This window comes from Halomicroarcula saliterrae (genome assembly GCF_031624395.1).
Lineage (GTDB): Archaea > Halobacteriota > Halobacteria > Halobacteriales > Haloarculaceae > Haloarcula > Haloarcula saliterrae.
Map to the genome: position 1 here is coordinate 356,938 of NZ_JAMQON010000005.1, position 18,223 is coordinate 375,160.

The following is an 18,223-nucleotide window of genomic DNA, read 5'->3' on the forward strand; positions in this document are numbered from 1 at the left end:
GTCCGCGAACCCGGACGAGTCCGTGGTATCGGTTACGTCCCGGTCACCGTCCGGGTCGTCAACGCGTCGAGCGAATCCTCGACGCGATAGGCGGGTGTCTCCACAGCGATCGTCGAGTCCGGCCCGACGTCGGAGAACCGGAGTTCGAGCGTGTAGCTCCCGCCCTCGGCGATAGGCGTCGCCTCGCGCTGTCCCGTCGGCTCGTGCCACGCCCACGCCGTCTGTCCGGCGTCGTCGGCCGCCGTCCGTCCGCGAATGCGCTGTACCGCTGGCCGGGACGTGACAGCGGTCCCGGAGACAGGATACCCCCGCGTCTGCCACTCCCAGAACCCCTCGTCGATGACGAACACCCGCTCGTATCCGTTCTTGATGAGCGTCGCGGCCCGGAGCGAGGAGAGATGGTGCGGACACCCGCAGTAGCAGACGATACGGTCGTCGTTCGGCCAGTCACTGACCGGGTCGTCGGCGCCGCCGTCGGGGGCCGGACTCAACACAGCCCCGGTGATATGCGACCGGGCGTACTGAGCCCGACCCCTCGCGTCCGCGAACCGCGCAGTCCCCTCGCGGTACCAGTACTGGGTCGCGTCTATCGGTGCGAGCGGAACGTCGACCCCCTCGACAGTCGTCGTGGGAAACGACCCCGTATCGATGTCCCGTTCCGTCGACGGCGTTCCGGACTGCGCGGGATACCCATCGCTGGCGGGAGCGACAGCGCCATCGGGAGTGTCGTTCGAGTCCCCGCTGCAGCCGGCGAGCCCGCCACATACCGTCCCACAGAGGGCGAGGTATCCACGGCGTTGCATGGTATATGTATTCTAGTATAGGTGTCCAAAATGCGTTTGGTTCGCTGCCGGAATCATGACTGTCAGCACGGACGAGCTGGGTCACCGGCGTGTCGACGTGAACACAGCGGCGGGTCGCGACTCGCAGTTTCGCGACGCGACCGGGACGACCCCGTCCGCCGCCCGAAATCTGTCGGCCAGTCGTCACACTGAGGTGATTTTATAACCGTTCACTGTCTGCTTTGGACAACGTGGTCAAATCAACAGTCCGATTCCCCGAGGCGGTGATGGACCGCGTCGAGGAGATGGTCGAGGAGGATATCTTCTCGAGCAAATCGGAATTCCAGCGCTTCGCTGTGGAGTTCGTCCTGTCCGAGCTGGGCGAGTACGAACCCGAGATGGTCGACTTCGACGAGCTTCGTACCGACCTGTTCGCGTCGCGTCCCTCCACCGCTGGCGACGACGATGCCGAACTCAACGAGGCGTTCTACGAGAACGCCGCCCGCGTCCGGCAGTACGCTATCCGCGGCGACGTCGAGACGGCCGAGGAGTACATCGACACCGCCTATCCGGTGACGGACCCGCGCTGTTTGCTGTTAGACGACCTGCTGCAGGCGTATCGAACGGACGACGAATCCTAGCGCCTCGGCGTAGACGGCCGTTTCAGGACCAGCCGTACCCCCATTCGTCCAGCTTCTCCCGGACGAGTTCGGGACGCTCCTCCGCGATAGCCATCGCCGCTTCAGTGACGTCCGTTTTGTAGACGTCTTCGCCGAATTCGGCTTCCATCTGGGTCACGAGGTCGTCGATACCGGCCTCGATGTGGTCGCGGAGGAAGACAGGTCGCTGCGTTCGACCGTCTTTGACGCCGTCCCGCGAGTGAATGTACGGGAGCGAACGGCTCTGTGACGAGAGAGTGTCCGCTGGTGAAGTCTCGGGCGATGCGAGCCCGGAATCAGTCGCCGGACCGTCGGTCGAGTCAGATTCGGTCGCCGGACCGTCGGTCAGGCCGGAATCGGCGTCGGTCTCGGCGTCACCGGCCGCCTCGTCCGGGGCCTCGTCAGCGAACGGGTCGTCAGCGGAGCCTTGCTTCATGCTTTCACCGCCGTCTCTTCCCGGATTCGGTCGGCAAGCGCGTCGAACTTCTCCAGGGTCTCCAGTTCGTGCTCGCGCTCGCGGTCGCGATGCGTTTCGATATAGCGGTATGCGGTACACTGTTCCGCCCAGCAGCCTTCGAGCAGTGAGGAGCGCTCCCGGAATCGAACCTGCGTCTCCCAGCCGTCCGCGGTCAGTTGTTCGAGGAATCTGTCCTGGTCGTTCATCCCCTTGTAACGGTTCGGGACCACGGCGAGCACGCCGACTTCGATACCCAGTGACTCTTCGAGACCACCGACGAGCTGGTCGAGACCCTGCACCGATTCGTACCCCTTCCCACTGGGCTCGAACGGAATCACGAGATGGCGAGTGGCGTGGATAGCGTTGTGGAGTTTGATGTCGGCACTCGCTGGCGGGTCGATTATCAGTGTATCGTAGGTCTCGTGAACGCCGGCCTCCCGGAGGACACGGAGCAGTTGTTTGTTCGGATTCCAGGACTCCCCGAAGTCCGCGGCTTCTTCCTCCCGTCGGCGGAGATGTTTCGACGCGTACTCGAGGATGTTGTGTGCCGGGACGACGTCGATGCCTTCGCTCGTCTTTATCAGGTCAGCGAACTCGCCCCGCGGCCGGTCTATCATGTGTCGGAGGAGACTGTCCGCCTGGTCGTTGTTGCGGTCCTCGGCGACGTCCAGCAGGTGCGACATCGAGGCCTCCTGTGTGTCGAGGTCGATCGCCAGCACCCTTCGTCCGGCGCGAACTTCCGCTTTCGCGAGATTCGTCGCGAGTGTCGTCTTGCCGACGCCCCCCGCCTCCGAGTACACCGTGTAAGCCAGCATAGTCAGTTAGTCAGGCTCATTAGCTATAAAGCTCAGTCAGACGGTATAGCTAATCAGTATAGCTATTTAGCTCAGCTATACAGCTTAGCTGAACGAGTTAGCTGGAAGAGTTAGCTCATAGATATAGCCGAGAAGGTTAGCTATACAATGTGGCTGAGTAGCGCAACTGAGTGGATTAGCTGCAAGACGTAGCTGAGAGAATCAGCCACAGCGAGTAGCGGGAACGTATAGCCAAGGAAGTGAGCTGAAAGGGACAACTGAGACTAGAGAAGCTATGAAGAGTCGCTCCAATCGTCACAACCGTACGTGGATGGGTTAACCAACAAACAGAAGTCGTCGCGGATCTTGTTGGTTAGCACATGAGCGACCGGGACCGCGCGGTCGAAGCCCTCGAACGTCTCCGTGCGATGGAGCCGTTCGATGGCGGTGAGTCCACGATAGAGCGACATCGGCAGGAAGCCATCCGCCACGTGACGACACTGGTCGCGGAGCTGGAACAGTCGGACCAATCGGGAACAGCGGATGACTCGGTCGAGACGCCGGACGGCTGGGAGGACGGCGACGCGTGGGAAGACAAAGTCGAAACAGCGCGTGAGAAAGCTGCGATACCCCCATCGAAGGGGACGCTGACGACGAAGACCATCAAAGGACGGGAGTACTACTACCTGCAGTGGCGAGACGGTGAGAAAGTCAAGAGCCAATACGTGGCCCCAGTCGACCCGGCGTAAACGGGAATCGGCTGTTCTCACCGACGGTGTACGGAGATTCTCGCCACGGAGTAGGACGCGGCCCTGATCGCGCTGGACGAGGTCGACCGACTCGGCGACGACGTGAAGAACAACGACGTCGGCGAAGTGACCGAGGAGCATCTCGAACTCGCCTCTCTCGAACTGACCGAGGAACACGGCGGGACGGGGAAGCGGAGGTGCAAGGAACACTGCCCGCTCTGGGAACCCAGCGTCGCGGTCAAGATGGCCCCCGGTCCGGCCCACGTCCATAGCGACCGGCGATGGGCTCCCGTGTCAGTGCCGATTGGGTGACCCGCTGGACATCCACGACAGACACCGGACAGCCAAACCCTTAACGCCGCCAGACTCCGACGGCGAACAGATGGACGTGGCACTGGTCACCGTCGGAGACGAACTGCTGGCCGGAGATACGGAGAACACGAACGCGTCGTGGCTGGGTCGACAGCTCACCGCGGCGGGCGTGACCGTCACTCGCGTGCTGACTGTGCCCGACAGCGAGTCGGTCATCGCCGACGCCGTCTCCAGGTACCGCGACGCGTTCGACGCGGTCATCGTCACCGGTGGTATCGGTGGCACACCGGACGACGTGACGAAGGCCGGGGTCGCACGGGCGTTCGGTCGCGACCTCGTCGTCCCCGACGACGTGCGGGCGCATCTCGAAGCGAAGGCCGAACAGTTCGCCGCGGACAACCCGGAGCTGGTCGACCGGTACGAGATGGAGCTGGACCTCGACGCGTGGGCGTCGGTCCCCGAGGGCGGACAGGCGCTGCTGACCGACGAGAGCTTCGCCGCGGGCTGTGTCGTCGACGGCGTCTACGTGCTGCCCGGCATTCCCGAGGAACTCGAAGCGATGTACGAGAGTATCGCCGACGAGTTCGACGGCGACCGGACGGCGGAGACGATACACACGCCCGCGCCGGAAGGCGCACTGGTCGGGGCCGTTACGACCGCCCGCGAGAAGTTCGACGTCGCCGTGGGGAGCTATCCCCGGAAAGACGACGAGCCGGGCCGGGTGAAGATTACCGGCGACGACCCGGCGGCCGTCGCCGACGCGACCGCGTGGCTCCGCGAGCGAATCGAGACCGAGTGAGAAGGGTCCGGCTCAGGGACGGACCGTCTCCAGCACCCAGTCGCTGGGCGTGGCTCGCCGCACCGTGAACGGGTCGAACGCCTCCCGTGGCTCGTCGACGAGCCGGCCGAGGAAGGCCCCGACCGGCGTCGGGTCGCGGTCGCTGACCACGACGAACGCCGCACCGCGTTCGAGACCGGTGAACCGCGTGCGGACTCGGCGCTTCCGTTCCTCGGGCGGGAGCCCCCGGATGTCGACGGCGTGCTCGGGCACCGACACCTCACCGGCCGTCTCCAGGGCCGCCGTCACCTCGGCACCCAGTTCGGCCACCACCGACGGCACGTCGCCCGGTGTCGGCGTTGCCTGGAGGCGCCGGGAGAATGGGAGCTCGGCCAGGACCGGCGCATCGAGCTCCGGGAGCGCGCCCCCGTCAAACAGGTCGTTCGGTTCGCCACAGCAGTCACAGACGTACTCGGCCATGTTCACGACGGCCCCCAGCACCGGCACGTCGTTGTCCCGGAACAGTTCGACGGTCCGTCCGGTGTCGCTGACGCTGGCGTGGAACGGCGTCGTGACGACGACGACACCGTCGACGGGGGCCTCCTGCAGTGTCGTCAACACGACGTCGCCGGTGCCCGGCGGGAGGTCGAGGACCAGAACGTCGTCGTTTCGCCACGCGGTGTTGGTAAAGAGGTCGTCGACGGCGTCGTGGGCCATGGCGCCCCGCCACGCGAGCGGGGCCCCGTCCTCCATGAGACCGACGCTCATGACTTCGAGGCCGTCGGTCCGGACCGGCAGGGGGTCTCCCTCTTCGCTCGAGTGTATCGGCCCCGAGATATCGAGCAGACCCGGGACGTTCGGACCGTGGATGTCGGCGTCGAACAGCGCGACGTCGTGGTCCCCGGCCAGCGCGGCCGCGAGGGTGGTCGCGACGGTAGACTTGCCGACGCCGCCCTTGGCGCTGGCGACGGCGACGACGTGGTCGAACGCCGCGACGGTCGACCGCCCCTCGCTGGAGGGGGAGACGCGTTCGACGTGGGCCGACTCGACGCCGTCGACGTCGTTGACCGCCTGCAGCATCGCTCGCACGACGCCGGTGGCCGTCTCGCCGTTCAGTGCGGTCAGGTCCGCCTCGACGGTCACGTCACGGCCGTCGACGGCGATGTCCTCGACGAACCCGGCCTGAAACACCGAGAGTTCCGCCTTCGGGTCGCGGACGCTGCGTAACTGTGCTTCGACGCGGTCGGCGAGAGGAGGTGACTGTTCACTCATGAGTCAGAGGTCCGGTATCCGGTTGAGTCGGTCCTCACCGGGGAGGAGTCGGCTGTCTGTTTCGAGCGCCCCGCCGAACTGACGGCGGAACCGCGCGGGGTCGGTGTCCAGCGCGTGCTCTGCGGTCTGTCGGACGACCGTCGCGGGGTCGTCAGTCAGCTCTCGGAGTCGGTCACGGGCGCGGTCGGAGTCCACGCCGCCGAGCATGTGGGCGGCCCACTCCCGGAGGCGCTCACTGTCGGCCCTGCTCAGTTCCAGGAGGGTCTCCGCCATCGCTTCCCCGCGAACCTTGAACAGGGAGATGGCCGCGTTCCGCACCACCGCGTGGTGGTCGTCCGCGTCGAGTGTGGCCGCGATATCGGCCTCGTGGGCCTCGCGGTCGATGTTGTCGAGCGCGACCAGCGCCTCGGCGCGGACCCACGGGTCGGGGTCGTCGAGCAGTTCGACCGCGACGGCGGCCGCCCGCTCGCCGCCGTGGGCGGTCAGCGCCTCCACGGCGAACTGTCGCACGTCGCTGTCGTCGTCGGTCGTCGCGGCGCGGGCCAGCCCGCGTACCACCCCGTCGGCGGTCGGCGCGTCCGCCAGTGCGAGGGCCGCTCGCCGTCGGTCGACCGGGCTCTCCCGGTCTAACTCGTCGAGTAGGTCGGCCACCGGGAACGCCTCGACGGGTTCGGTATCGGTCGCGGCGAGTTCCTCGGGGGTCGCCTCCCCGATGGTGACGTCGTCACGGTCGACTTCGATGTCCGCCAGCGCCTCGATATCGGTGTGCATCCCGGGGCTCTTGGCCGGGTCCAGTTGCGGGTCCGGCTCCTCGCGGAGATGCTGCTCGAACTCGTCGTCGGTCATCGGTCGACCCCCCGAACGAGCGCGGTGACGCCGAGCGCGAACGGGACGGCGCGTGTCACCGTGACCGGGACGCCGGCGGCGGCCACCAGCGCCACGCCGGCTACCAGCCACCAGCGTCGCACCCGAAGGGCGGCGCTGCCGGCCGTCACGACGCCGGCCACGGCGACGGCGACCACCGGCAGCGGTGTGCCGACGGCACCGGTGGTGACGAGGGTGACCGCGCCGGCGACGAACGGCAGCGAGTAGGCGAACCAGAGAGTGACGGCGAGACCGACGGCGCCCGATACCAGCGACCACACGTCGGCGGTACCCAGCGCCGGGAGCGCCCCGAGGGCCAGGAACGCGACAATCGAGCCCAGTCGACGGGCCGGAGCGACGCCGACGACGCCACTGAGGCTACTCCAGGCCAGCGCGAGGGTCAGGAGCGCGACGGCGACGCCGCTGAGCGGAGTGAACACGTCCCGGTGTGCGCCGACGAACACCGCGGTCCCGCCGGCGAGCGCGACCGTCGCCGGGACGGTGGCCACGGGCGTGCCCGCGGCGAGCAGTCCGAAGACGCCACCGAACAGGGCGCCGACGCCGGCCGTCGGTGTGGCCGCTCGCAGGCCACCGGCGACCAGCGCGGCCGCGGCCGCCACCGTCGAGGCGGTTTCGAGTGCCGACAGCGGGGCCGCGCCCGGCGTACTGGGAGCGTTGACCAGCAGCGCGGTGAGAAACCGGAGGGTGACGGCGACCGTGGCCACGCCGAGGGTGCCCGTGGCGACGGACGCCGCGGGGTCGGCGGTCCGGTCCGGCCGGAGCCGCCTCCAGCGGATGCTCATTCGGCCCCCTCCCGTCGCGCCGCGAGCTCGTTCCGGTCGGCGCGGACGAACCGCTCCAGCAACGTTCCCAGAGAGCCGTAGACGTCGGTGCCGGGCTCCTCGTCGAGCCGGTCGGCCACGCCCGTCGCGGTGTGGCCGAGATGGCGGTCGTGGAAATCCAGCCGGGCCCGTGTGGCGCCCGCTCCGACGGCGGCTTCGCGACGACAGAGGTAGCCGGCGAACTCCAGCTCGTAGGTCAGCGCGTCGTGGTTGTCCCGCTGGTCCTGCTCGATTTCGAGGCCGTAGTGTTCGTACGCCCGCGCGAGGTCCAGATTCACGTCGTTCCAGGACGCCTGGGGCCGATACTTGGACTCGTACAGCGGCACCGGCGGTCCAGACGCCTCCAGTGAGCCGTCGGTACGGTCGGTGTACTCGCTGTATCCCAGCTCGAAGATGTCGTTGTAGCGGGCCGCGAGGGTCTCGTAGTCGTCCTCGGTGCTGAGGTCGGGGACCTCGACCGACAGCGGTGTCAGCTCCACGCATCGACGCAGCTCCGCCGTCAGCGTCCCGTCGGCGGCGGCCGCGTGGAACCCCTCCTCGGGATACCGAAAGCCGACGGCCAGCGTCCGGTAGACGGCGCCCCGGGCCGCCGCGTCCCGGTCGATTCCCGAACCGTCGTCTGTCGTCGCCATCAGTCGGGCCCCCCGCTGTGGCGGACACCGTAGGCGGTCACCGAGAGCACGACCACGACGGCGATACCCGCGACGGCCCACAGCAACACCTCGTAGGGCGGGCCGGGCGGCCCGCCGCCGAAGGGGAAGTAGTGCCACTCGCTGACGGCCTTCTGGCCGGCCCGCTCGCCGTTGGAGCCGTTCCAGACGGCGAAGGCGACGTCGAGGTTCCGGTCGTCGGGAACCGTGGTCCGGTTCGTGTCCGTGACACCGACCTCGCGCTCGTACACCACCGTCCACGTCGCGTTGGCGCCGCTGCCCCGATGGACGGCGGCCGTGCTCACCGAGGCGTTGGGGAACGCCGTCGTCGAGCCGGCCCCGCCCGCGAGCAGTTCCTGGCCGCCCGCCGCGCCGTCCCAGTACCAGACGTTGGCGCGGTTGTCCGGCGCACCCATGGCGATAGGCGGCCGTGAAGCCGTGTCGACCGGGAACTGGACGGCCACCGAGTCCGAGAAGGTCCGCGGGCCGTCGGCGGCCGTGTCCCGAGTGGCGTCCCGCCACCGCAGCCGGAGATACAGCCGTCCGTCGCCCCGGGCGGCCTGCACGTGGAGGCGCTCGACGGTCGTGTCGTTGGCGTTTGGCACGCTGCTGGGCGCGCTCGTGAGCGGCACCGTCGACGACGGCACGTCAGACCACCCCTCCGCGGTCGGCCCGCTCAGGTTCCCCGTCGCCGTGGCGACCGGTATCTCGTGGGCCGGCCGCGCCCCCGCGAGGGGCGCACCGACGGCCGAGAGGGCGACGAGGAGCGCCAGCCCGGCCACGGAGACGACCGCTCCCCGCCCCTCAGCCATCCTCGAACACCTCGAGCCGGTACTGCTGGGCCGGGTTCTTGTCCTGTAGAATCTCCAGTAGCTCGCTGTCGCCCCCCTGCGTGACGCGCTCTCGCTCGCGGGCGATGGTGTCGAGCGCGTCGTCGACGCGGTCGCCGAACAGCTCCCGGAGGTACTGGCGGGGGATGCGGTCGACGTCGACCGTCTCGCCGGTGTCGGTGTGCTGTGGTGGGGCGAAGGGCGGGATGTAGTAGACGTTGGGCTGGGTCTGGAACTCCGGATGGAGCGGCAGGGCGACCTCGTACTCCTCGATGAGCTTGTATATCGGGCCGTCCTCGTCGTCCAGAAAGCCGACCAGTCGCAGCTGTGGCGGACACTCCTCGGCACAAGCCGGCGCGAACGTCTCGCCGTCGGGGCCTTCGCCTTCCAGGCGCGGGTAACAGAAGATACACTTCTCCGACTTCTTCGAGACGGTGTTGTAGTACACCTTCTTGTACGGACACCCCTCGACGCAGTACCGGTACCCCCGACAGCGGTCCTGGTCGACGAGGACGATGCCGTCCTCGGCGCGCTTGTACAGCGCCGACCGGGGGCAGGCCTCGACGCAGGACGGGTGAGTGCAGTGGTTACAGATGCGGGGGAGATAGAAGTAGTAGCTGTTGGGGTACTCCCCGGCCCCCTGGTCCTCGTCCCAGTTGGGGCCCCACTCGGCGCCCTCGCGGGGTCGCAGGGGCTCGTCGCTGCCCTCGTACATCACCTCCTCGTGGTTGAACTCCCAGGCGCGACCGTACTCCGCTTCGTCGGGAATCTCGCCGGGTTGGCGCTCGCCGTGTTCGTCTGACTTCCAGCCGCCGCCCGACTCCTCCCACCCGCGCGGGTACCCCTCGCCGGGCTTGGTCTCGACGTTGTTCCAGTACATGTACTCGCTGCCGCCGTCCTCCGTCCACAGCGATTTGCAGGCGATGGTACAGGTCTGACACCCGATACACTTGTTCAGGTCCATCACCATCGCGACCTGGTGGTCGATGCCGTCCGCGACGTTGATACGCGTCTCTTGTTCTCCCTGTCCCTCCGTATCGGTCTGCTGGTCAGTGCTCATTGTGAGTCCTCCTCGGCGTTGGGTACATCGGAAGAGTCGCCCTGCTCGTCTCCCGAGCCCGACCCGCCCTCGGTCGGCCGCACGTCGACGTTTACGTCGCTGTTCACCCCGGTCGGTCCCCAGTAGTTGGGGGAGAAGTACAGGTGCCCCTCCTCGTCCTCGGGGTACTGGACCAGCTGCGTCGGCTTCATGTACAGCGGGACCAGCGAGTTGAAGTTGTTCTCACCCGGGAACTGGAACCGCTCCCAGGCGAAGTACATCCGCGCCGTCCCGGGCTCGCTGGACGGGTAGGTCTTCGCCTGGACCTCCACGCTGGCGAGGTCGTTGTACACCTCCACGGTGTCGCCGTCCTCGATGCCCCGCTCTTCGGCGTCATCCGGGTGGAGATACACCAGCGGTTCCCCGCGCTGGAGCCGGAGCATCTTGGTGCTGTCGCGCCAGGTGGAGTGGATGGACCACCGGCCGTGGGGCGTGTTGTAGGTCATCGGGTAGTCCCCGCCCTTCTCCGGCGGAACCGACTTGTAGGTCGGGAGCTGTTCGTCCAGGTCGAGGAACCAGTCGTGGTCGACGTAGTACTGCTGGCGCCCGGTGAAAGTGGGCCAGGGCTGCTTGTCTTTCACGTAGTCCTGCCACGGGACGTACGCCTCGTCGTCGGAGATATCGGACGTCCAGTGGTCCCCGGCGCCCAGCAGCCGCTGGGGCTGTTCGACGGTGTCGTCGAAGGTGATGCGCTCGTCGCTGTCGGGCGGGTTCGTCTCCGCGGAGTGCTCAAGGATGAACTCCGCGGCGGCCTTGCCGTCGGTCAGCGCGTCGGCGTCGCCGGTCTCCCAGTCGCGCACGAAGTCGTCGTACACCGTCGTGAGGTCGATGGTCCGGTCGAACTCCCGGTCCGCGACCGGGTCGACGCCGCGCTCGATGGCCCGCTCCTGTATCCGCTCGGCCAGCAGCCGGAATATCTCCCAGTCGGTCTTGGCCTCCCCGAGCGGCTCGACGGCCGGAGTGAAGGGATGGACGTACGTGTGCATGTCCGTCTCAGAGAGGTCGTGTTTCTCGTAGTGGCTCGCCGCGGGCAGGACGATGTCGGAGAACAGCGCGGTCGAGTCCATCCGGAAGTTGATGTCGACGACCAGATCCAGTTTGGGCCAGAGCTGTTCCTCGACGGCGACGTTCCCCTTGGCCTGATTGAAGTAGTTGCCCCGCCAGACGAACATCGTCGAGGGGTCGGGCCGACTCCCGTCCGCCCGCTCGGCGGGGTAGACCGGCATCCAGTCGTTGTCGATGGCCGTCTCGACCCGCTGGCGCATCTCGGGGTCGGCGTTGTCGAGCACGTTCGAGTGGTAGTAGGTCCACAGCGTCGTCGGCACCGCCCGCTGGTCCGAACGCGGGAAGGATAGCTCCTTCCAGCCGTTGTAGGTCCATATCTTCTCCTGACCGACGTAGTGGTCCAGCCCGGTACCGGGCTCGCCGAGGTTGCCGGTCAGCGTCACCAGCAGCTGGATGGCCCGGTTGCCGAGGTCGTTGTGGTAGTAGTCGTTGACCCCCTTCCCGTGGATTATCTTGGCGGCGTCGGCCCGTGCGAACTCGCGGGCGACTCGCTGGTAGGTCTCGGTCCCGACGGTCGTCTCCTCGTGGACGAACTCGGGGGTGTACTGGGCGAGCTCCTCGGTGAGTCGGTCCCACACCGACCGGACCCGCACGTCTCCGTCGCTCGTCTGGACTGACCGCTCGACGCTCAGCTGCGGGTCGAAGTCGAGCGCGATGCTCGCCTCCGAGTCGTGCTGGCCGTCGCGGTTGCCGAGCGACCCCGGCGCCGCCCGCAGTCGCCCGTCGCCGTCGACGGTGACGAACACCTTCTCGGGGTCTCTGGCGCCGGCGGCCAGCCCGACCTCGCTCGCCCGGAGGAACTTCCCGGTGTCCTCGCGCACCAGCAGGGGCATGTCGGTCTGCTCTTTCAGATGCGCCTCGTCGTACAGGCCCTCTTCGACGATGGTCCGGGCCATCCCGAGCGCGAGCGCGGCGTCGGTGCCGCCCTTCGGCGAGAGCCACTCGTCGGTGTGGATGGCCGTCTGGGAGTAGTCGGTGAAGATACCGACGCGCTTGGTGCCGTTGTAGCCCGCATCGAGGAAGTACTTCGCGTCGGGGATGCGGGTGACGTTGATGTTCGACCCCCACGCGATGAGGTAGTCGGCGTTGTACCAGTCGGCGGACTCCGCGTTGTCCGTCTGGGTGCCCCAGGTGATAGGCTGGCCCGGCGGCAGGTCCGAGTACCACTCGTAGAAGCTGTGGGAGACGCCGCCGATGAGATTGACGAGCCGGGTCCCGCTGGCGAAGGAGACGGGCGACATCGCGGGAATCGGCGTGAACGCCGAAATAGCGTCGTATCGGCCCGCCTGCACCTCGTCGACGACGTGGTCGGCGATTTCGGTCAGCGCCTCGTCCCACGAGACCCGTTCCCACTGGCCCTCGCCGCGTTCGCCGGTGCGACGCAGCGGGTGGAGGACGCGCTGGTCCGCGTTGACGTAGTCCGTGTAGCAGGCGCCCTTCTGACAGCCCCGCGGGTTCGGGTCCGGCAGGTCCTCGTCGAAGGTCGGGTAATCGCCGGCCTGTTCCTCGCGCCAGACCTGTCCGTCCTTGACGTAGACGTCCCAGGAACAGGAACCGGTGCAGTTGACGCTGTGGGTCGACCGGGCGACCGAGTCCCAGTCCCACTCCTCCCGGTAGAGGTCCTCCCACTCCCGGTACGGGTAGTTCCCGATGGGGTCTTCGACGGCCCGTAACCCCCGCATGCCCTCGTCCGCGAAGGAGAGCCCGACTGCCCCCAGAACGGAGGCAGCGCCGAGACCACGGACGAAGTCGCGGCGGCTGATTCGCGCGCTATCCATCCAGCGTTCGTCGTCGGAGTGTTGTCTACTCATAGCTCAGAAACACAGTAAGGGTCGCACAGGCGGTGCCGGCGAGGGCCAGTGCGAGGCCGGCTGGCGTCGAGCCACCGACGTCTAGCCCCGCGGCGACGAGTGCGAGGCCGACGAGCTTACTCGCCGTATCTATCAGTCGGTACCGCGACTCCGTGAGCGCGGGCCGCTCACTCATCCGCCCCACCTCCGTCGGACCGCCGGCCCCGCAGTTCGTCGGGCGGGTCACCGCCGTCCGGCGTGGCAGTCGCCTCGCTATCGGGCGGTGTCGCCGAGTCCCCGTCCCGCAACAGGAGATAGGTGACGGCGCCAAACAGCGGCGGGACACCCAGCAGCGCCGCCGTCAGTATCGGGTTGACTGCGCTGGTGGTGGTCCCGAGCACCTGTGCCGCGAGGATGTTGTTCATGCCCGCTATCGAGGCGATCATGATGAACGCGACGGCGGCCACCCCGACGGCCGTCTGCCAGGGCCGCTCCAGCGGGTTCGCAGTGAAATGCGTCGGCTCCGGTTCGCGGTCGACGAACGGCCAGATGCCGACCGCCAGAAAGACCAGTCCGGGCAGGACGACGCCGCCGATGAACTCCCCGCTGACGTGGACCGGGCCGACGGTGAAACTGGCCCACTGGGGGAGCAGTTTCAGGAAGCCGTACACCCACATCAGGAACCAGTCGGGCATGATGAGCGCCGGCGTGCTGGCGGGGTCGTTGGGACCGTACTCGGCGATGTTGTGGACCGGCAACAGCCCCGCGAGCGCAGAGAGCGTCGCGGCCGTCAGGAAGAACACGACCGCGGACACCGCGGCCTGATTGGGCACCGCCGGCAGACCGACGATGACGCTGTCGTCCGCCGCGTCGACGGTCCGCTCTCCGGTCTCGACGGCCTCGTCGCGGGGGGCTTCGGTGTGTTTCTGCCTGACGAGAATCGCCATGTGGACGGCGATACCCGCCGAGATGGCCACCGGAAGCACGAGGACGTGCAGGAAATACAGCCGTGGAATCGTCGCACTGGACGGGAACTCCCCGCCGAATATCACCTGCCCGAAGAAGTCCCCGACGAGCGGAACGGAGACGGTGAGATTGTAGCCGATTCCCGTCGCGGTCGCGGCGAACTCGTCGAAGGGCAACGCATAGCCCGTGTAGGCCGCCCCCATCGACAGCGCTGCGAGGCCCGTCCCCACGAGCCAGTTCGGCTCCCGCGGGTTGCGGTAGGACCCGGTGAAAAACACCCTGAGCATGTGGAGGCCGATAGAGGCGACAAACAGGTGTGCCGCCCAGTGGTGGAGCCGGCGGATGAACATCCCGAACGGCACGTCGTAGGTGATGTGTAACACGGAGACGAACGCCTCGGGCATCTCCTCGCCCTGGTACTCCTGTACGGAGCCGTCGTACTCCACGTCGGAGGTCGACGGCTCGAAGAACAGGCCCAGAAAGACGCCCGAAAGCACCAGCAGGATGAAACAGAAGACGGCCACCTCCCCCAGCAGGAAGGAGTCTTCGGCCGGGAACGCCTTCCCGAGAAAGGACTGGGCGCCCTCGACGTCCAGTCGGGTGTCGAACCAGTCGTAGAGCCACTCGGCGCGAGACATCACTCACCCCCGGGCCCGATGGGGCCCTCGAAGTCGCCCGTGGCGGCCAGATAGCCGTCGCTTGTGAGCGTAATCGGGAGCTGGGGCAACGGCCGGCCCGGGGGGCCGTCGGCGACCGCGGCGCCGCCCGTGGGGTCGAACTTCCCGAAGTGACAGGGGCAGACGAACAGCTGTCCCTCCGTGTCGGAAACCATACAGCCCGCGTGCGTGCACACTTTCGAGAACGCGGCGTAGCCGTCGACGGTGAACCCCATGTCGATGTCCCCGCCGTAGGACGACTCCTCGAACCGGACCAGCAGCGTCGGGGCGTCTTCGATACCCGGTCGCGGCTCCGGAAACACCGTCAGCTGGTCGCCCGATGCCAGTCGGTTCTCGGAGATGCGCTCGCCCGCTTCGTCCACGAGGTAGACCCCGTCGGAGTAGACTGGCCCCTCGTAACTGCGCTCGAACACCTGCGTCGTGCTGGCGAGGGGCGCCGTCAGACTGGCGACGGCGGTCAGGCCGCCGACGCTGGCGAGGAACTTCGCGAAGTCCCGACGCCGCAGTTCGGCCCGCGCGTCGCTGTAGAGGGTCGGCTCGCTCGCACAGTCACACGTCCCGTCGGAGTCGGATTTCGGGTCCCCCACGCTCAGTGCCCCCTTATTTCGGCGACCTCGACGTGTGGCATGAACCACGCGTAGTACGCGACGGTCGACAGTGCGAGCGAGAGGAACATCCCGGCGGCGTACAGCCCGAAATACTGGGTCCGGGCCAGCGTCAGGTACTCGCCGGTCAACAGCGCGGCGAAGACGATTGACAGCACCGTGAGCCCGCCCATCGCCACCAGCCCCTCGATAGCCTCCGAGGCGTCGTGGTACTCGACGACCCACCGCTGGTCCGTCGACAGCCACGGCAGGGACCCGCTCTCCCTGTTCGTCCCGCCGTCGGTGACTGCGCCCTCGGGCGGTCTCACCGCGCGGTTCATGAACTGGTGAACTGCCGCGAGGAGCGCCAGCAACCCGAACAGCGCGACCCAGACGATGACGCCGACCTGACTGGGCGAGAGCTTGTTCGGCGTGTCGACGACCCCCTCCAGGGGCCGGTGTTCGGTGACGCTCTCGTCGATGGCGATCTCCTCTGCGGGCGGTTCGCCGTGTGCGGCGACGTACCACATCGGCACCAACACGGCTGCGAGTAACAGACCGATGACTAGCGTGTTTCGTTCCATGAGTGGCGAGTTCTTGGGTGTACTTGTAGTGCCTCTATCGCCAGATTTCGGGAGCGTACTCCTCAACTGCTATCCTGACATCTGTGGTGTTTTATACGGGCAGACGGGGCGAACATGTTCGGGTCAGAAGCGGTATTCCCCGAGTGTGAACACCAGTACGTGACCGACCACATCCTCGCAGAGGTCGAAGTGTTCGACCCGGATTCCTGCTATGTCACGCCGCACGCGACCGCGAAGTGGTCAGTCACGGACGTCTCGCGGTCCCGGCTCGACGGCGAGGTCATAGAGGAGTTCACCGTTCGCGGCGACGGCACGGGCGCCCCGCCGGCGACGGCCGACGACGGCGTCGAGAAGGTGTTCTCCTACGAGAACGCACACGTCTTCCGGGTCGTTCGGCCCGCCGAGCACAGCTGTGTCTGCGAGCAGGTCGAGCGAGCGGGCTGTGTACTCCGCGATATCACCGTCGACGAGGACTCTATCGTCGTCACGTTCCTGGTCGACGGGACCGAGACACTGAAACGGGTCCTCGACAGGTTAGAGGAGACCGGCGGCACCCTCAGCCTCCGTCGGCTGATAGACAGTTCTGCCGGGCAGCGCTCGGGGACGCCGATGGTTCTCGACCCCGACGTCCTGACCGACCGACAGGCCGAGGTCCTCGAAGTCGCTCACGAGATGGGGTACTTCGAGCATCCGCGCGACGCGAGCGCCGGCGAGGTCGCCGACGAACTCGGTATCGCGACCACGACGTTCACCGAGCATCTGGCCGCGGCCCAGCGGAAACTGCTGGGGGACGTCGTGGCGGACTGAGAGCGCAGACCACCGCGGCTGTCGACAGGTCGGCTCGACTTCCCGCCGTGAGTATCGCCGCTTTGCCACGGTGGAAGGAGCCGGAACACGTGGACTTCGCGAGACCGACTCGCTCTACCCCTCCGACAGCGTGAGATGGTCACGACGACGAGGCGCCCCGGGCCGCCCGGAGTTCGGGGAAGTACCGGCCGTGGAAATCGAACGGGGCCGCGTGTGGCAGCGTCGCCCGAGCGCGTTCCGCCAGGGTGTCCCCGTCGAGGACGAGCAGCCGCGACCGTTCGGCCGCTGTGTCGAGCGCCACTGTCAACACGACGCCGTCGTCTTCGGCGTCGGGGTCGGGCGCCGGGACGAATATGGGCTCACCGAAGTAGTCGCCACCGCCGTCGAAGGTCCGAACGGTCCCGGTCTCCGTGTCGAGTTTCAGCACCCGACGGGCCCACTCGGTGACCGGCGTGTCCATCCCCATCGCGTAGACGTACCGATGGGGGCGACACCAGCGTGTCGGGGCGACCGTCGGCAGCGCGCTGCCGTCGTCGTACAGCATCTCGCGCGAGACCGTCGCGTCGCCGGGACCGTATCTGTCCGCCGCGTCTGTCGGTCCCAGGTCCACGGTGAACCGTTCGATACGCCCGGCGATAGCCCCCATCTCGCCGGCCCGGAGGTTCTCCAGGTACAGCGAGTCTATCGTCGTCGCGTCGGGCACCGTCTCGAGGTCGAAGACGAGTTCGGTCCCGTCGGCCCGCTCGAAGGCGTTGACGTGGTGGAACCCGAACACGGCGTCGGTCACCGGCTCCGCGACTACCGCGCCGGTCGTCCGGTCCATGACGATGACCCGGGTCCCGCGGTCGGGCTCCCACTCGAACTGCTCGATGAAGGGGGCCTGTCGGCCGGGCCTGAGGAACCGCCGCGGGTCGAGACGGAGGGGGAACTCCGTCAGGACGACGAACCGGGGCGTGAGCGCGAAACTGTGCATGTACGCGGGCCGGTCGGTCTCGACGCTGCCGACGTGTCGCCGGTCGCCGGAGGGCGCCGTCGCGTAGACGTGATACTGGCTGGTTCGGCCGAAGGCCGTATCGACGTTGACGAGGACTCCCGTCGCCGGGTCGCGCTTGAGATGTGCACACGAGAGGTGGCCGGCCGAGACGTCGTCGTGCTCCACGTGGCCCGTCGTGTCGAGGAGGTTCGGGTCGAACCGGACCTTGCGGGGCGATTCGGTCAGCGCGACGTACTCGCCGCCGACGCGTTCGGCGACGATGTTCGTGTTGTCGTAGGGGTCCGTGAGAAACGTCGCCAGCCGCGAGCGGAGCGTGGTCGCTCCCGTCGCGAACCCGCCCTCGAACTCGCCCTTTCGCGCCGCCTCGTAGGCGTCGGTGCGCAGGAACCGATTCCGATAGTGGACGGTGTCGTCGGCCGAATCGGAGGCGGACGCCGGGGTAAACGTGAACCGGTAGAGCATCGCGAACCCGTCGAACCAGTGGTCGACGCTGCTCCCGCCGGGAAACGAGAAGGCCCCGGGTCCGTTCCGGATGAGGCTCCCGTCGAGCCATTCGGGCAGGCTGCCGGTCACATCGAGCGACGTGGCCGTCTCCTCGTGGAGCGAGTGGAAGCCGGCGTGTGACTCCATGTCGGACCGACGGGCCGGCGAGGCTAAGGCCTGACGGC

General features: G+C 67.5%; 20 protein-coding genes. 5 read left to right on the plus strand and 15 right to left on the minus strand.

Annotated features, from left to right (window positions below):
• Positions 1-32: 32 nt before the first annotated feature.
• Complete coding sequence (locus NDI56_RS17715) at positions 33-803, minus strand: rhodanese-like domain-containing protein (RefSeq protein ID WP_310921028.1); 771 nt, start codon at positions 801-803, stop codon at positions 33-35.
• A gap of 230 nt (positions 804-1,033) precedes the next feature.
• Between NDI56_RS17715 and NDI56_RS17720 the strand changes: the two genes are divergently transcribed.
• Entirely contained in the window at positions 1,034-1,423 is a 390-nt protein-coding gene (locus NDI56_RS17720; RefSeq protein WP_310921029.1) for a ribbon-helix-helix domain-containing protein, read from the plus strand.
• 22 nt (positions 1,424-1,445) lie between these two features.
• Here NDI56_RS17720 and NDI56_RS17725 read toward each other — a convergent pair whose 3' ends face one another.
• Together NDI56_RS17725 and NDI56_RS17730 are read right to left on the minus strand one after the other, a co-directional pair.
• Positions 1,446-1,877, minus strand: a complete 432-nt coding sequence (locus NDI56_RS17725) for a DUF7970 domain-containing protein (RefSeq protein ID WP_310921030.1) — start codon at positions 1,875-1,877, stop codon at positions 1,446-1,448.
• Complete coding sequence (locus NDI56_RS17730) at positions 1,874-2,713, minus strand: ParA family protein (RefSeq protein ID WP_310921031.1); 840 nt, start codon at positions 2,711-2,713, stop codon at positions 1,874-1,876. The genes NDI56_RS17725 and NDI56_RS17730 overlap by 4 nt, the downstream gene beginning before the upstream one ends.
• Positions 2,714-3,072: 359 nt before the next feature.
• On the opposite strand from NDI56_RS17730, the gene NDI56_RS17735 reads away from it, so the two are divergent.
• The 3 genes from NDI56_RS17735 (at position 3,073) to NDI56_RS17745 (ending at position 4,552) form a co-directional block, all read left to right on the plus strand.
• The gene (locus tag NDI56_RS17735) at positions 3,073-3,441 is read left to right on the plus strand and encodes a DUF6788 family protein (protein WP_310921032.1); all 369 of its coding nucleotides are present in this window, start codon (positions 3,073-3,075) and stop codon (positions 3,439-3,441) included.
• Between the two features lie 102 nt (positions 3,442-3,543).
• Entirely contained in the window at positions 3,544-3,753 is a 210-nt protein-coding gene (locus tag NDI56_RS17740) for a hypothetical protein (protein ID WP_310921033.1), read from the plus strand.
• A gap of 70 nt (positions 3,754-3,823) precedes the next feature.
• Positions 3,824-4,552, plus strand: a complete 729-nt coding sequence (locus tag NDI56_RS17745; RefSeq protein ID WP_310921034.1) for a competence/damage-inducible protein A — start codon at positions 3,824-3,826, stop codon at positions 4,550-4,552.
• Between the two features lie 12 nt (positions 4,553-4,564).
• Here the strand turns inward: NDI56_RS17745 and NDI56_RS17750 are convergent, their stop codons facing one another.
• The 11 genes from NDI56_RS17750 to NDI56_RS17800 are packed head-to-tail and all read right to left on the minus strand — an operon-like array spanning position 4,565 to position 15,754.
• Positions 4,565-5,803 carry a P-loop NTPase gene (locus tag NDI56_RS17750; protein WP_310921035.1) on the minus strand — a complete coding sequence of 413 codons (1,239 nt, stop codon included), beginning with the start codon at positions 5,801-5,803 and terminating at the stop codon, positions 4,565-4,567.
• A 3-nt stretch (positions 5,804-5,806) separates the two neighbouring features.
• Positions 5,807-6,649, minus strand: coding sequence for a HEAT repeat domain-containing protein (locus tag NDI56_RS17755; protein WP_310921036.1), 843 nt, complete (start codon positions 6,647-6,649; stop codon positions 5,807-5,809).
• Positions 6,646-7,470, minus strand: a complete 825-nt coding sequence (locus tag NDI56_RS17760) for a DUF8068 family protein (RefSeq protein ID WP_310921037.1) — start codon at positions 7,468-7,470, stop codon at positions 6,646-6,648. Before NDI56_RS17760 ends, NDI56_RS17755 begins: the two co-directional genes overlap by 4 nt.
• On the minus strand, positions 7,467-8,141 hold the full coding sequence (locus NDI56_RS17765; protein WP_310921038.1) for a molecular chaperone TorD family protein: 675 nt from the start codon (positions 8,139-8,141) through the stop codon (positions 7,467-7,469). The genes NDI56_RS17760 and NDI56_RS17765 overlap by 4 nt, the downstream gene beginning before the upstream one ends.
• On the minus strand, positions 8,141-8,971 hold the full coding sequence (locus tag NDI56_RS17770; RefSeq protein WP_310921039.1) for an ethylbenzene dehydrogenase-related protein: 831 nt from the start codon (positions 8,969-8,971) through the stop codon (positions 8,141-8,143). Before NDI56_RS17770 ends, NDI56_RS17765 begins: the two co-directional genes overlap by 1 nt.
• Entirely contained in the window at positions 8,964-10,049 is a 1,086-nt protein-coding gene (gene narH, locus NDI56_RS17775) for a nitrate reductase subunit beta (RefSeq protein WP_310921040.1), read from the minus strand. The genes NDI56_RS17770 and narH overlap by 8 nt, the downstream gene beginning before the upstream one ends.
• Positions 10,046-12,964 carry a nitrate reductase subunit alpha gene (gene narG, locus NDI56_RS17780; RefSeq protein ID WP_310921041.1) on the minus strand — a complete coding sequence of 973 codons (2,919 nt, stop codon included), beginning with the start codon at positions 12,962-12,964 and terminating at the stop codon, positions 10,046-10,048. Before narG ends, narH begins: the two co-directional genes overlap by 4 nt.
• The gene (locus tag NDI56_RS17785; protein ID WP_310921042.1) at positions 12,957-13,139 is read right to left on the minus strand and encodes a DUF8120 family protein; all 183 of its coding nucleotides are present in this window, start codon (positions 13,137-13,139) and stop codon (positions 12,957-12,959) included. The genes narG and NDI56_RS17785 overlap by 8 nt, the downstream gene beginning before the upstream one ends.
• Complete coding sequence (locus NDI56_RS17790; RefSeq protein WP_310921043.1) at positions 13,132-14,547, minus strand: cytochrome b; 1,416 nt, start codon at positions 14,545-14,547, stop codon at positions 13,132-13,134. Before NDI56_RS17790 ends, NDI56_RS17785 begins: the two co-directional genes overlap by 8 nt.
• A complete protein-coding gene (locus NDI56_RS17795; RefSeq protein WP_417936040.1) occupies positions 14,547-15,179 on the minus strand; it encodes a QcrA and Rieske domain-containing protein in 633 nt (210 codons plus the stop codon). Before NDI56_RS17795 ends, NDI56_RS17790 begins: the two co-directional genes overlap by 1 nt.
• Positions 15,176-15,754 carry a hypothetical protein gene (locus NDI56_RS17800; RefSeq protein WP_310921045.1) on the minus strand — a complete coding sequence of 193 codons (579 nt, stop codon included), beginning with the start codon at positions 15,752-15,754 and terminating at the stop codon, positions 15,176-15,178. The genes NDI56_RS17795 and NDI56_RS17800 overlap by 4 nt, the downstream gene beginning before the upstream one ends.
• Positions 15,755-15,868: 114 nt before the next feature.
• Between NDI56_RS17800 and NDI56_RS17805 the strand changes: the two genes are divergently transcribed.
• Entirely contained in the window at positions 15,869-16,561 is a 693-nt protein-coding gene (locus NDI56_RS17805) for a helix-turn-helix domain-containing protein (RefSeq protein WP_310921046.1), read from the plus strand.
• Between the two features lie 139 nt (positions 16,562-16,700).
• On the opposite strand, the gene NDI56_RS17810 is transcribed toward NDI56_RS17805, so the two are convergent.
• Positions 16,701-18,185: a carotenoid oxygenase family protein gene (locus NDI56_RS17810; protein WP_310921047.1), complete on the minus strand. Its 1,485-nt coding sequence runs from the start codon at positions 18,183-18,185 to the stop codon at positions 16,701-16,703.
• Positions 18,186-18,223 lie beyond the last annotated feature (38 nt).